Origin of the sequence: uncultured Croceicoccus sp. (genome assembly GCF_947496385.1) — a bacterium.
GTDB lineage: Bacteria > Pseudomonadota > Alphaproteobacteria > Sphingomonadales > Sphingomonadaceae > Croceicoccus.
On sequence record NZ_CANMCP010000003.1, the window covers coordinates 295,737 to 308,816 of the forward strand.

General features: G+C 65.0%; 11 protein-coding genes. 9 read left to right on the plus strand and 2 right to left on the minus strand.

The window, feature by feature from the left end; genetic code table 11:
* Positions 1-89 precede the first annotated feature (89 nt).
* On the minus strand, positions 90-4,295 hold the full coding sequence (rpoB, locus tag Q0897_RS07205) for a DNA-directed RNA polymerase subunit beta (RefSeq protein ID WP_299308541.1): 4,206 nt from the start codon (positions 4,293-4,295) through the stop codon (positions 90-92).
* A gap of 370 nt (positions 4,296-4,665) precedes the next feature.
* Here rpoB and Q0897_RS07210 point away from each other — a divergent pair, with 370 nt between their 5' ends.
* From Q0897_RS07210 to Q0897_RS07225, 4 genes are all read left to right on the plus strand, one after another.
* Positions 4,666-5,388: a hypothetical protein gene (locus Q0897_RS07210; RefSeq protein WP_299308543.1), complete on the plus strand. Its 723-nt coding sequence runs from the start codon at positions 4,666-4,668 to the stop codon at positions 5,386-5,388.
* A gap of 286 nt (positions 5,389-5,674) precedes the next feature.
* Positions 5,675-6,190 carry a 50S ribosomal protein L10 gene (gene rplJ, locus Q0897_RS07215; protein ID WP_202082812.1) on the plus strand — a complete coding sequence of 172 codons (516 nt, stop codon included), beginning with the start codon at positions 5,675-5,677 and terminating at the stop codon, positions 6,188-6,190.
* Positions 6,191-6,260: 70 nt separating this feature from the next.
* Positions 6,261-6,635, plus strand: a complete 375-nt coding sequence (gene rplL, locus Q0897_RS07220; protein ID WP_202082810.1) for a 50S ribosomal protein L7/L12 — start codon at positions 6,261-6,263, stop codon at positions 6,633-6,635.
* A gap of 212 nt (positions 6,636-6,847) precedes the next feature.
* The gene (locus tag Q0897_RS07225; protein ID WP_299308546.1) at positions 6,848-7,477 is read left to right on the plus strand and encodes a glutathione S-transferase; all 630 of its coding nucleotides are present in this window, start codon (positions 6,848-6,850) and stop codon (positions 7,475-7,477) included.
* Positions 7,478-7,507: 30 nt separating this feature from the next.
* Here Q0897_RS07225 and Q0897_RS07230 read toward each other — a convergent pair whose 3' ends face one another.
* Positions 7,508-8,068, minus strand: a complete 561-nt coding sequence (locus Q0897_RS07230; protein WP_299308547.1) for an acyloxyacyl hydrolase — start codon at positions 8,066-8,068, stop codon at positions 7,508-7,510.
* Between the two features lie 159 nt (positions 8,069-8,227).
* Here Q0897_RS07230 and Q0897_RS07235 point away from each other — a divergent pair, with 159 nt between their 5' ends.
* The 5 genes from Q0897_RS07235 to Q0897_RS07255 all read left to right on the plus strand — a co-directional run bounded on the left by Q0897_RS07235 (position 8,228) and on the right by Q0897_RS07255 (position 13,075).
* Entirely contained in the window at positions 8,228-9,613 is a 1,386-nt protein-coding gene (locus tag Q0897_RS07235; protein WP_299308548.1) for an MATE family efflux transporter, read from the plus strand.
* Positions 9,614-9,802: 189 nt separating this feature from the next.
* Positions 9,803-10,090: a co-chaperone GroES gene (gene groES / locus Q0897_RS07240; RefSeq protein ID WP_239805021.1), complete on the plus strand. Its 288-nt coding sequence runs from the start codon at positions 9,803-9,805 to the stop codon at positions 10,088-10,090.
* Between the two features lie 54 nt (positions 10,091-10,144).
* The gene (groL, locus tag Q0897_RS07245; protein WP_299308550.1) at positions 10,145-11,809 is read left to right on the plus strand and encodes a chaperonin GroEL; all 1,665 of its coding nucleotides are present in this window, start codon (positions 10,145-10,147) and stop codon (positions 11,807-11,809) included.
* Positions 11,810-11,987: 178 nt separating this feature from the next.
* On the plus strand, positions 11,988-12,395 hold the full coding sequence (locus Q0897_RS07250; protein WP_239805023.1) for a host attachment protein: 408 nt from the start codon (positions 11,988-11,990) through the stop codon (positions 12,393-12,395).
* On the plus strand, positions 12,392-13,075 hold the full coding sequence (locus tag Q0897_RS07255; RefSeq protein ID WP_299308554.1) for a biliverdin-producing heme oxygenase: 684 nt from the start codon (positions 12,392-12,394) through the stop codon (positions 13,073-13,075). The genes Q0897_RS07250 and Q0897_RS07255 overlap by 4 nt, the downstream gene beginning before the upstream one ends.
* Positions 13,076-13,080 lie beyond the last annotated feature (5 nt).

Sequence of the window (13,080 nt, forward strand, 5' to 3'; positions counted from 1 at the left end):
CCTTGAGGGGAAAAATCCGTGGCGGCAGCGATAAGGATCGGGGTGCCTTGGGGCAGGTCCGCCGACCCGCCCCGTATCGCACCGCGCTTTTACTCCGCCGCGATCGACAGGCCGTCGTCGTCCTCGTCATCCCCGCCTTCGTTGAGCGAGGACAGTTCGACGTTGAGACCCAGCGACCGCATTTCCTTGACCAGCACGTTGAAGCTTTCGGGAATGCCGGCCTCGAACGTGTCGTCGCCCTTGACGATCGCCTCGTAGACCTTGGTGCGTCCGACCACGTCGTCCGATTTCACCGTCAGCATTTCCTGAAGCGTATAGGCCGCGCCATAGGCCTGCAGCGCCCAGACCTCCATTTCGCCGAAACGCTGGCCGCCGAACTGCGCCTTACCACCCAGCGGCTGCTGCGTGACGAGGCTGTAGGGACCGATGGACCGCGCATGGATCTTGTCGTCGACGAGGTGGTGCAGCTTGAGCATGTAGATATAGCCCACCGTCACCTGCCGGTCGAAGGGATCGCCCGTCCGCCCGTCATAGAGCGTAACCTGGCCCGACCCCGGCAGGCCCGCCTTTTCCAGCATCGCGGTCACGTCGCCTTCGCGCGCACCGTCGAAGACCGGCGTGCCCATCGGGACACCGTTCTTCAGGTTCGATGCCAGCTCGACCACTTCGGCGGTCGTCCGGTTCTCGATATCGTCATGATACTGCTCGCCATAGACGTCCTTGAGCTTCTCCACCACGGCGGAGGGCGGCTCGGACGCCTCGATATCGGGATTGGCCTCGCGCCAGTCGTTGAGCGCAGCGGTGATCTGCTGCCCCAGGCCTCGCGCCGCCATGCCGAGGTGCGTCTCGAAGATCTGCCCCACGTTCATGCGGCTCGGCACGCCCAGCGGGTTGAGCACGATGTCGACCGGGGTTCCGTCCTTGAGGAACGGCATGTCCTCCTGCGGCAGGATGCGCGAAATGACACCCTTGTTGCCGTGACGGCCGGCCATCTTGTCGCCCGGCTGCAGCTTGCGCTTCACCGCGACGAAGACCTTGACCATCTTGAGCACGCCCGGTGCGAGTTCGTCCCCGCGTTCGAGCTTTTCCTTGCGGTCCTCGAACTTGGCGGTGATCGCCTTGACGCTGTCGTCGTACTGCCCCTTGATCGCCTCGAGCTGCGCCTGGCGGCCATCGTCGGCCACCGCGAACTTGAACCAGTCGTGGCGTTCCACCTCGTCCAGCAGCTCCTCGGTGATTTCCTGCCCCTTCTTCACGCCCTTGGGCGCTGCCGAAGCGGTCTGGCCGATGAGCATGTCGCGCAGGCGGTTGTAGGTCGCGCGGTTGAGGATCGCACGCTCGTCCTCGCGGTCCTTGGCGAGGCGTTCGATTTCCTCGTTCTGGATCGCGCGGGTACGGTCGTCGATCTCGATGCCGTGGCGGTTGAACACGCGCACCTCGACCACCGTGCCGGCGACGCCCGGCGGCAGCTTGAGCGAGGTATCGCGCACGTCGCTCGCCTTTTCGCCGAAGATCGCGCGGAGCAGCTTTTCTTCTGGCGTCATCGGCGATTCGCCCTTGGGCGTGATCTTGCCGACCAGGATGTCGCCCGGATGCACTTCGGCGCCGATGTAGACGATGCCCGCCTCGTCGAGGCTGCGCAGCGCTTCCTCGCCGACGTTCGGGATGTCGCGCGTGATGTCTTCGGGCCCGAGCTTGGTGTCGCGGGCCATGACCTCGAATTCCTCGATATGGATCGAGGTGAACACGTCGTCCTTCACGATGCGCTCGGAGATCAGGATCGAATCCTCGTAGTTATACCCGTTCCAGGGCATGAACGCGACGAGGCTGTTCCGGCCCAGCGCCAGCTCGCCCAGATCGGTCGAGGGACCGTCGGCGATGATGTCGCCGGTTTGCACGACCTCGCCCACCTTCACCAGCGGACGCTGATTGATGCAGGTGTCCTGGTTCGAACGCTGGAACTTCTGCAGCGTGTAGATGTCGACGCCGGACTGCCCGGCCTCCACATCGCCCTGCGCGCGGATGACGATACGGGTCGCGTCGACCTGATCGACGATGCCGCCGCGGGTCGCCGCGATGGCCGCACCCGAATCGCGGGCCACGGTCTCTTCCATGCCGGTGCCGACGAACGGCGCCTCGGCCTTGACCAGCGGCACGGCCTGACGCTGCATGTTGGAGCCCATGAGCGCGCGGTTGGCGTCATCGTTTTCCAGGAACGGGATGAGCGACGCCGCGACCGAAACGAGCTGTTTCGGCGACACGTCCATGAGCGTGACCTGCTCGTTCGGGCTCATCACGAATTCGCCGTTCTGACGGGCGGAGACGAGCTCCTCGACGAAGGTGCCTTCGCTGCTCAGCTCGGCCGATGCCTGCGCGACGGTGTTCTTCTGCTCCTCCATGGCGGAGAGATACTGCACCTCGCCGGTGACCTTGCCGTCCACGACCTTGCGGTAGGGCGTCTCGATGAAGCCGTACTTGTTCACCCGCGCAAAGGTCGAGAGCGAGTTGATCAGGCCGATGTTCGGACCTTCGGGCGTCTCGATCGGGCAGATGCGGCCATAGTGGGTCGGGTGAACGTCGCGCACTTCGAAGCCTGCGCGTTCGCGGGTCAGACCGCCGGGCCCGAGCGCCGAAACGCGGCGCTTGTGCGTCACTTCGGAGAGCGGGTTGGTCTGATCCATGAACTGCGACAGCTGCGACGAGCCGAAGAATTCGCGCACCGCGGCCACTGCCGGCTTTGCATTAATGAGGTCGTTCGGCATCACGGTGGACACATCGACGCTCGACATGCGCTCCTTCACCGCGCGTTCCATGCGCAGCAGGCCGACGCGGTACTGGTTCTCGAGCAGTTCGCCCACCGAACGCACGCGGCGGTTAGCGAGGTTGTCGATGTCGTCGACTTCGCCCTTGCCGTCCTTGAGATCGACGAGCTCCTTCACCACGGCGAGGATATCCTCGCGGCGCAGCGTCGTGATCGTATCCTCGGCATCGAGGCCGAGACGCATGTTCAGCTTGACGCGGCCCACGGCCGACAGGTCATAGCGTTCGCCGTCGAAGAACAGCCCTTCGAACAGCGCTTCGGCGGTTTCCTTCGTCGGCGGCTCGCCGGGACGCATCACCTTGTAGATCGCCTCGAGCCCCATGTCGCGGTTCTCGGCCTTGTCGACCTGCATGGTGTTGCGGATCCACGGGCCGGTGTTGACGTGGTCGATGTCGAGCAGTTCGAGCCGGTCGACGCCGGCTGCGTCCAGCACCTCGAGATTTTCGGGGCTGACTTCCTCACCCGCCTCGATCCAGATGCGGCCGGTGCCCTCGTCGATCATGTCATTGGCGGCATAGCGGCCGAAGATTTCCTCGGTCGGGATGAGCAGATGCGTCAGGCCGTCCTTCGCCGCCTTGTTGGCGCCGCGCGGGCTGATCTTCTGCCCGGCGGGGAACACGACTTCGCCGCTGCTGGCATCGACGATGTCGAAGGCCGGCTTCTGCCCGCGCCAGTTTTCGGCGACGAACGGAATTTTCCAGCCGCCACCCTCGACGTCGCTGCTGCCGCGTTCCCAGGTCACGGTTTCATAGAAATGATGGAGGATTTCCTCCGCATCCATGCCGAGTGCGTAGAGCAGCGAGGACACCGGAAGCTTGCGCTTGCGGTCGATGCGGACATTGACGACGTCCTTGGCATCGAACTCGAAATCGAGCCACGACCCGCGATAGGGAATGACGCGCGCGGCAAACAGATACTTGCCCGAGCTGTGCGTCTTGCCGCGGTCATGGTCGAACAGGACGCCCGGCGAACGGTGCATCTGCGACACGATGACACGCTCGGTCCCGTTGATGAAGAACGTGCCGTTGCCGGTCATGAGCGGCATGTCGCCCATGTACACGTCCTGCTCCTTGATATCGAGCACGCTGCGCGCCTCGGTATCGGGGTCCACCTCGAACACGATGAGGCGCAGCGTCACCTTCATCGGCGCGGCATAGGTGATGCCGCGCTGGCGGCATTCGGTCACGTCGTACTTGGGCGGTTCCAGCTCGTAATGCACGAAGTCCAGCTCGGCCGTGCCGGCGAAATCGCGGATCGGGAACACCGAACGCAGCGTCTTTTCAAGGCCGGAGACATAGTCGATCGACGGGTCGGACCGCAGGAACTGTTCGTAGCTTTCGCGCTGCACCTCGATCAGGTTCGGCATTTCCACGACTTCGTGGATGTCGCCGAAGATCTTGCGGATGCGCTTTTTCGCGGTCGGACGGATGTCGCCATTCGCCGCCCCGTTCGGGGAAGAAGCCTGAGTCGCCATGAAGGATCGTGCCTTTGTCGCTTCGAGTTTAGCCGAGTCGCGCAAGGGCAGATTTGCCGCGCGACCGGTCGGAAATTTCGATGCACGGGGGAGATATCCGCAAACGACAAATGGCCGCAAAACCTCAGGGAATGCGCCCTTTCGGCGTTTCCCCGGCTTGCAGCCGCCGCGTCGATGCAGATGTCCCGCCGCCTCCATCCCGGGTCGGCCCCCGCGCAAGGGCCGCCTTGCTCGAAGCGTGCGGACAGCGCCCCCTATAGGCGAACGCCGCCGCCCTGTCAAAGCCGCAACCGCGCTCCGATTGACTATGCCGCGGCGCAAACCCATACACCCGCCGCCCGGCGATTGGCGGGCATTCGGGAGAGTGGCCATGCGTTTCATCGAGGGCTTTCGCTTCGCGCATCGCGAAAGCCTCGCGTTCGTCGCCGCCTGCCCGTTGCTCACCCTGATCCCCGTCGCGGCGGAAATGGTTCAGCATGCCGCCGAAATGCAGGGCGGCCTGTATGACAGCATGGCGCGTTTCCGCACGATGGAGGACGACGCCCTGCCGGTCGGCCTCGCCTTCGTGAAAGTGTTCGCGCTCAATCTCTCGACCTATTGGGTTATCCGTTTCCTGGCCGGCGGGCGCGATGCACGGGCGGCCCGCACGCTGGACCCGCGCGCCATCCGCCTGTTTGCCGTCGTCCTCGGTCTGCAGATGCTTCTTGCCGCGCTGGGATTGTTCGTGTTCACCGCCGATACGCCGGTGGGGACCGGTTTCTTCGTCTTTTCGCTGATCTTCGCGCCGCTGGCCTCGCGATTCGTTGCAGGTGCGCCGCTCGGCATCTGGATTGCGCCGGTAACCTCGATCCGCACGATGCTCCCGCATTTCATGTTCGCGGTCGGGTTTTCGATGCTGGCGATCCTGCCGTTGATGGGGGTGCATTATGCGCTGGGGATCGGGGCGGCTTTCATCGCGGGATCGCTCGGCAAATGGGCGTTGCTGATTGCCGATGCGCTGATCGTGGGCTGGTTGACGCCGGTGCTCGCGGCCGTGGTCTATGTCGTGGCGATCCGGCCCGGCCCGCTCGATCGCCGTCCGCATGCGGCTTGACATCGGCCGCCGGATCGTTAGAGGGCTGCGGCAGAGCGACGCGCCCGCAACCCGGGTGGCGCCGTTCATCCGTCCGAGACAGCTGGTGAGGGTTCCCCTCTTAATTTCCGGCCTAGACGGGGAAAAGAGTTTCTTTCGGCCTTTCCTTTTCGAAAGCGCCATTTCGCGCTCCGGCGCGCTCCTTCCCCCCTCAACGGACTCGCCCGCGTCGTTTCGGCGATGCGGACAAACGTAGCCGGTCGCGTATTCGGGTTTGCCCGGTCGCGGCCATTGTGAAGGAGTAAGCATGGATCGTTCGCAAAAAACCGATGCGGTCGCGCAGCTCAACGCAACCTTCAACGAGGTGGGCGTGGTGGTCGTCACCCGCAATCTCGGCCTCACGGTCGCACAGTCGACCGACCTGCGGCAGAAGATGCGCGAAGCCGGCGCAACCTATCAGGTGGCGAAGAACCGTCTTGCCAAGCGGGCCATCGAGGATACCGATTATACCGGTATCGCCGATTACCTGACCGGCCCCACCGCGCTGGCGACCTCGGTCGATCCGGTTGCGGCGGCAAAGGTCGCCGTCGAATTCGCCAAGACCAACGACAAGTTGGAAATCGTCGGCGGTTCGATGGGTTCGCAGGTTCTCGACGAAGCAGGCGTGAGGTCGCTGGCCTCGATGCCGAGCCTCGACGAACTGCGTGCAAAGCTTGTCGGGCTGGTCAACGCCCCGGCGACGAAGATCGCCCAGCTGGCCAATGCGCCAGCAGCGAAGCTCGCCCGCGTGTTCGGCGCATATGCCGCCAAGGACGCCGCGTAAGACGTTTTCGAAACCGTATAAAGCGCCGCGGCCCCGGCCCGGCGACAGATGAAAATTGGAGTGATTTGAAATGGCCGATATCCAGAATCTCGTCGACGAACTGTCGAAGCTGACCGTCCTCGAAGCCGCCGAACTGGCGACCGCTCTTGAAGACGCATGGGGCGTTTCCGCCGCTGCCGCCGTTGCGGTTGCCGGCCCCGCCGCCGGTGGCGATGCCCCGGCCGCCGAAGAGAAGGACGAATTCGACGTCATCCTGACCGGCGACGGCGGCAAGAAGATCCAGGTCATCAAGGAAGTCCGCGCCATCACCGGCCTGGGCCTCGCGGATGCCAAGGGTCTCGTCGAAGGCGCGCCCAAGCCCATCAAGGAAGGCGTGAACAAGGCGGAAGCCGAAGAGATCAAGAAGAAGATCGAGGAAGCCGGCGGCACCGTCGAGCTGAAGTAAGCCTCACCGCTTACGGATCGATCCTTCACCGGATCACCAAGGGAAAGGGCGGCCTCGCAAGAGGTCGCCTTTTTTCGTGCGCGGTTTTGCGGGCAATGCGCCAGCTCACGCACCCGGCCCCTCACGCATACGTCAATTGCGGGTGACGCGCGGCGCCAAACCGGTTACGCCATGGGCAAAGGGCCGGAACGGGCCGCAAAGGGGAAGAGCCGATGATTACCGTGCACCATCTCGAAAACTCGCGTTCGCAGCGCATCCTCTGGATGCTGGAGGAGCTCGGCCTCGCCTATGACATCGCGCGATACGAGCGCGATCCGAAAACGATGCTCGCCCCGCGCGCACTCAAGAAAGTGCACCCGCTCGGCAAATCGCCGGTCATCACTGATGCAGACAATGGCCGCACGATTGCCGAAACCGGCGCGATCGTCGAATATTTGATCGAGAAGGCGGATGGCCGGCTGCGCGCCCCGGCGGATGAGGATCAGCGCCTGCGATACCGCTTCTGGATGCATTATGCCGAGGGGTCGCTGATGCCGCCGCTGTTCCTGAAGCTGGTGGTGTCGAAAATCCCGATCATGGGCAAGATCGCGATGAAGCGGCTTCAGCCGATGATCGACGTGCACCTCGACTATATCGAGGACGAGCTGGGCAAATCGCCCTGGTTCGCGGGCGAGGAGATCACCGGCGCCGACATCATGATGAGCTTTCCGCTGGAGGCGGCGGCATCGCGGGCGGGGCTCGACAATGGCCGGCCGCATACGATGGCATGGCTGGACAAGATCCACGCCCGCCCGGCCTATCGCACCGCGCTTCAGAAGGGCGGCCCTTACGCCTACGCCTGAAGCCCTGCGCCCAAAGGGAACGCCGCGCGCCTAGATCCGCCAGTTGAGCCGGGCGCCGATCATGTCGATGCCGGGGTTCTGCTCCCTGTCGAAAAGGCGGGCATGGCTGACATGCATCCAGCTCGCCTCGATCGAGAGCGCGTCATTGAGTTGCGTGCCGACCGCGATCTCCGGCTCGAACAGCACCCTGCTGCCGAGATCGAGCCGGCGACCATCGGCCCGCACCCGGCGTTCCGGTCCATCGTGCACGACGAGGCCGATGCCGGGCCGCACATAGACCGGCCCCTTGCCGATCTTCCAGCTCAGCCCGCCGCCGGCAAAGCTGGTGTCGCCATCGAGATTGACCGACGCCACGACATAGGGCGACGGGCTCCCGATGAAGGACAGGGCCTCTTCGCGCGCGAAACGGTATCCACCGGCGATATCGACCCCGCCCTCCCCCGTTTCGAGAGTGAAGGGCGTGTCGACCGCATGGGCGTACACCCCGGCGTAGAGTTCCTGCGCCATGGCGGGCTGCGCCGCGGTCAGTGCCGCGAGCGCGAGGGCGGTGCGGCGCACGAAGGCTGTCGGAGTGATGCGGGCAATATCCATGCGTTGCTCCCTAGATCGGCAATGCTTTCGCCTGTCTGACTGTCCGAGGCGACCATACGGCCCCTTGGTGTCCGAAACGGCCCGGCGCGGCGGAAAGAGCGAGATGGGGGAAACGCCCCCTTTCGCTCGGCGGCGCTTTGCCATAGGCGGCGCGCATCCATGGCCGCACTGCTCTCCCCTCCCATGCGCGACGAATTGCGCGAATCGACCCGGCTCGCCGCGCCGCTGGCCGCGGCGAATCTGTTGCAGATGGCCGTCTATGCCATCGACGTCATCTTCGTCGCCCGGCTCGGCACCGAACAGCTTGCCGCCATCACCTTGTCGACCAGCATTTACGGGCTGTCGCTGTGGTGCGCGATGGGGCTTGTCGGGGCGGTCGCGCCGCTGGCCGCGTCGGCGCTGGGCCGGGGGCGGCACGCGGTGCGCGAGGTGCGCCGTTCGATCCGCATGGCGCTCTGGGTGGCGACGCTCGCCGGGCTGTTCATCATGGCGCTGTCCTTTGCGGGACAGCCGATCATGCGCGTCACCGGGCAGCCGGCGGCGGTCACGGCCTTCGCCGGCGAATATCTCACCGTGGTGGCGTTCGGCGCGGTGCCCGCGGTGGCGGCCGCGGTGCTGCGCATCTTCGTGTCGACGCTGGGCCGTGCGGCGATCGCGACATGGGTCACGGTGTTTGCCTTGTTCGTGAACGGGCTGGGCAACTGGCTGCTGATCTTCGGGAACTGGGGCTTTCCGGAACTCGGCCTGCGCGGCGCGGCGCTGGCCAGCGTCATCACCGCGCTCGCCACGCTCATCGCCTATGTCCTCATCATCCAGACGGACCGGCGCATGCGGCGCTATTATTTGTTCGGGCGTCTGTGGCGGGCGGACGTGGTGCGGCTGCTCGACATCTGGCGGATCGGGCTGCCCATTGCGGCGATCACCATGGCGGAGGCGGGCCTGTTCTCGAGCGCCGCGTTCCTCATGGGCGCGCTGGGCGAGCTGGAGCTGGCGGCGCATACGGTCGCGCTTCAAATTGCGGCGCTCGCGTTCCAGGTGCCGTTCGGCATCTCGCAGGCCGCCACGATCCGCGTTGGCCTGCATCACGGCCGGGACAATCGCGGCGGAATCGCGCTGGCCGGGTGGGCAGGGCTGATCCTCGTCACCGGGTTTGCGGCGGTGTTCGTGCTGGCCATGCTGACCATCCCGCGGCTGCTGCTGTCCGCCTATATCGACGTGAACGATCCGGCGAATGCGGGCATCGTGTCGCTCGCCATCGGATACATGGCGGTGGCCGCCGCGTTTCAGCTTGCCGACGGATACCAGGCGATGGGCGCGGGACTGCTGCGCGGGCTGGCCGATACGCGCGTGCCGTTCCTGTTCGCGCTCATCGGGTACTGGCCATTCGGGTTCGGGACGGCATGGGTGCTGGGCTTTCACACGCCGCTGCGGGGTACGGGGGTGTGGATCGGGCTGGCGGTCGGGCTTTCGGTGACGGGGGTGATGATGCTTTGGCGCTGGCATGCGCGCGACCGGCTCATCCTCGATCGACCGGCGGCGGGCTGAAAAAATCGCCCGGAAATCGGGGCCGGACGTGACGAGACGTGGCCTGCGTCGGGCCGGCTGAAATTTGTGAAAATTTGCGTGTTCTCGTCCCTTGACGCGTGCCGTCGTCCGAACCATATGCGCGGCACTGGCACTCAGCATAACAGAGTGCCAATCCATGTTTCATCCATAATGGAAGAGGGCACAACTATGGCATTCCGTCCGCTGCACGACCGCGTTCTGGTCCGTCGCATCGAAGCCGACGAAAAGACCGCCGGCGGCATCATCATCCCCGACAGCGCCAAGGAAAAGCCGAGCGAGGGCGAAGTCGTCTCCGTCGGTTCGGGCGCGCGTTCGGAAAACGGCACCGTCACGCCGATGGACCTGAAGGCAGGCGACCGCGTATTGTTCGGCAAATGGTCGGGCACCGAGGTCAAGGTCGACGGCGAAGACCTGCTCATCATGAAGGAAAGCGACGTTCTGGGCGTGATCGGCTGATCCACGCCGCCGCTTTCCTGCACCCCATCATAATTCCCAAGAGGAGATAATCTCATGGCAGCCAAGGATGTGAAATTCTCGCGTGATGCACGCGAACGCATCGTCAAGGGCGTCGACACGCTCGCCAACGCCGTCAAGGTCACGCTGGGCCCCAAGGGCCGCAACGTCGTCATCGACAAGAGCTTTGGCGCGCCGCGCATCACCAAGGACGGCGTCACCGTCGCCAAGGAAATCGAACTCAAGGACAAGTTCGAGAACATGGGCGCGCAGATGATCAAGGAGGTCGCCTCCAAGACCAACGATCTGGCCGGCGACGGCACCACCACCGCCACCGTCCTGGCGCAGGCGATCGTGCGCGAAGGCATGAAGTCGGTCGCCGCGGGCATGAACCCGATGGACCTGAAGCGCGGCATCGACACCGCGGTCGGCAAGGTCACCGAGAACCTCAAGAACCGTTCGAAGGACGTTTCGGGGTCGAGCGAGATCGCCCAGGTCGGCGTCATCTCCGCCAATGGCGACCGTGAAGTCGGCGAGAAGATCGCCGAAGCCATGGACAAGGTCGGCAAGGAAGGCGTCATCACCGTCGAGGAGGCCAAGGGTCTCGAATTCGAACTCGATGTCGTCGAAGGCATGCAGTTCGATCGCGGCTACCTGTCGCCCTACTTCATCACCAACCCCGACAAGATGACGGTCGAGCTGGACAATCCCTACATCCTCATCTTCGAAAAGAAGCTGTCGAACCTGCAGGCGATGCTCCCCATTCTCGAAGCGGTCGTGCAGGCGGGGCGTCCCCTCCTCATCATCGCCGAGGACATCGAGGGCGAAGCGCTCGCAACGCTGGTCGTCAACAAGCTGCGCGGCGGGCTCAAGGTCGCGGCCGTCAAGGCACCGGGCTTCGGCGATCGCCGCAAGGCCATGCTGGGCGACATCGCCACGCTGACCAATGGCGAGATGGTGTCCGAGGATCTGGGCATCAAGCTTGAGAACGTCACGCTCAACATGCTGGGCAGTGCCAAGCGCGTCACCATCGACAAGGACAACACCACCATCGTCGATGGCGAAGGCGACGAAGCGTCGATCAAGGCACGGGTCGAGCAGATCCGCGCGCAGATCGAATCCACGTCGAGCGATTACGACCGTGAAAAGCTGCAGGAACGTCTGGCCAAGCTCGCCGGCGGTGTTGCGGTCATCAAGGTCGGCGGCGCGTCCGAGGTCGAGGTGAAGGAACGCAAGGACCGTGTCGACGACGCGCTCCACGCCACCCGCGCCGCGGTCGAGGAAGGCATCGTCCCGGGCGGCGGTACCGCGCTGCTCTACGCCACGAAGGCTCTCGAAGGGCTCAAGGGCGAGAACGACGACCAGACCCGCGGCATCGACATCGTGCGTCAGGCGATCCTCGCCCCCGTGCGTCAGATCGCGACCAACGCTGGTCACGACGGCGCCGTGGTTTCGGGCAACCTCCTGCGCGAAAACGATGAGACGCAGGGCTTCAACGCCGCGACCGACACCTATGAAAACCTGGTCCAGGCCGGCGTGATCGACCCGACCAAGGTCGTGCGCACCGCGCTTCAGGATGCGGCATCGGTGGCCGGCCTGCTCATCACCACCGAGGCAGCCATTGCCGACACGCCCGAGGACAAGGGCGCGGCCGGCGGCGGCATGCCCGACATGGGCGGCATGGGCGGAATGGGCGGCATGGGCGGCATGGGCGGCTTCTAAAGCCTGCCATTCCGCACCGTCCACGCGACGTTGCGAACGGGGGCCGGGGGCATTCGCCTTCCGGCCCCTTTTCCTTGCGCAGGAGCGACCCGCATTCAGAGCGCCGGGCCCGGACCCGAAGCGGGTCTCGCGCGTTGAGGCAGTAGAAGACAGAACACGAACACCGGGATTCAAGAATATGCGCCTTCCTCACAAAGCTCATCTTGCCATTGTCGACGGGACTCGTTTCGTGCTGATGCGCAATGATGGTTCGCCCGACGAGCCCAAGCTCAGCGAGCAGGCGAAGCCCGATCTCGACCCGACCAATTTCAGCGCCGGGGTCAAGCATCAGGACGATGCCGGGCAGCGCACCGGCGCGACCGATCTCAACGAGCTGGCCCATGCCGCCGCCGTTGCCGACTGGCTGAACCGCGCCGCGCTCGACAAAACGATCGAGACGCTGGCCATTGCCGCCGACCCCAAGACGCTCGGCGAGATGCGCCGCCATTATCACAAATCGCTGGAGGCGATCATCATTGGCGAGGAAGCCAAGACGCTGACCGGCGAAACGACGGAGCGCATCGAGAAGACGCTCCTTTCCGCTTGACCCAGAAAGACGACACCATGCGGCTCGATCTGCCCGCGATAGGCTATGCCGTCTATCGCCCCCGCCCGCTTGGCAGCAAGGGCAAGCCCCTCGCCACGCGTCGCGATGCGCCAGGGGACAAGGACCGCGCGGACGCGCACGGCGAGCACCGGCCCGCCCGTTTCGCCCTGCGCGACCGCACCATGGCGCAGCACGAGGCGACCGAGGCGGCCTTTGCCCCCTTCGATCTTTCGCGCGAGGATCATTACCGCGCCTTCCTCGCGGCGCATGCGATGGCGCTGCCGGGGCTGGAACTGGCGGTGACGGGGCGCGGCTGGCCGCAATGGACGCCGCGCTTTCCGCAACTGGCCGACGATCTCGCCGCGCTGGGCGCGTTCCTGCCCATGCCGATCATCGCGTCGGATGCGCGCGGCGCCGCGGCATGGGGCGTGCAATATGTCATCGAAGGCTCGCGGCTGGGCGGCCAATTGCTCGTCCGGCAGGTTCCGGACGGGCTGCCGACGCGCTACCTTTCGCCGCCTGTCGACCACGGCGCCCGCTGGCGCGCGTTCTGCGACGCGTTCGATGCCGAAGCGTCGCAGCATGGGCCGGATTGGTTGGACGAAGCGTCTGATTCTGCTATAGAAACATTTCAACATTTTCGGCGAGCCGCGCAGGCCCTGTCGGAGGACCTTTCTTGAATGAG

What these genes read in the sequence shown, in the direction of transcription:
- Q0897_RS07250 (WP_239805023.1), top strand. Translation starts at nt 11,988, where the DNA reads ATGCGCCTTCCTCACAAAGCTCATCTTGCCATTGTCGACGGGACTCGT.
- groL (WP_299308550.1), top strand. Translation starts at nt 10,145, where the DNA reads ATGGCAGCCAAGGATGTGAAATTCTCGCGTGATGCACGCGAACGCATC.
- Q0897_RS07225 (WP_299308546.1), top strand. Translation starts at nt 6,848, where the DNA reads ATGATTACCGTGCACCATCTCGAAAACTCGCGTTCGCAGCGCATCCTC.
- Q0897_RS07210 (WP_299308543.1), top strand. Translation starts at nt 4,666, where the DNA reads ATGCGTTTCATCGAGGGCTTTCGCTTCGCGCATCGCGAAAGCCTCGCG.
- Q0897_RS07235 (WP_299308548.1), top strand. Translation starts at nt 8,228, where the DNA reads ATGGCCGCACTGCTCTCCCCTCCCATGCGCGACGAATTGCGCGAATCG.
- Q0897_RS07230 (WP_299308547.1), bottom strand. Translation starts at nt 8,068, where the DNA reads ATGGATATTGCCCGCATCACTCCGACAGCCTTCGTGCGCCGCACCGCC.
- rplJ (WP_202082812.1), top strand. Translation starts at nt 5,675, where the DNA reads ATGGATCGTTCGCAAAAAACCGATGCGGTCGCGCAGCTCAACGCAACC.
- groES (WP_239805021.1), top strand. Translation starts at nt 9,803, where the DNA reads ATGGCATTCCGTCCGCTGCACGACCGCGTTCTGGTCCGTCGCATCGAA.
- rplL (WP_202082810.1), top strand. Translation starts at nt 6,261, where the DNA reads ATGGCCGATATCCAGAATCTCGTCGACGAACTGTCGAAGCTGACCGTC.
- rpoB (WP_299308541.1), bottom strand. Translation starts at nt 4,295, where the DNA reads ATGGCGACTCAGGCTTCTTCCCCGAACGGGGCGGCGAATGGCGACATC.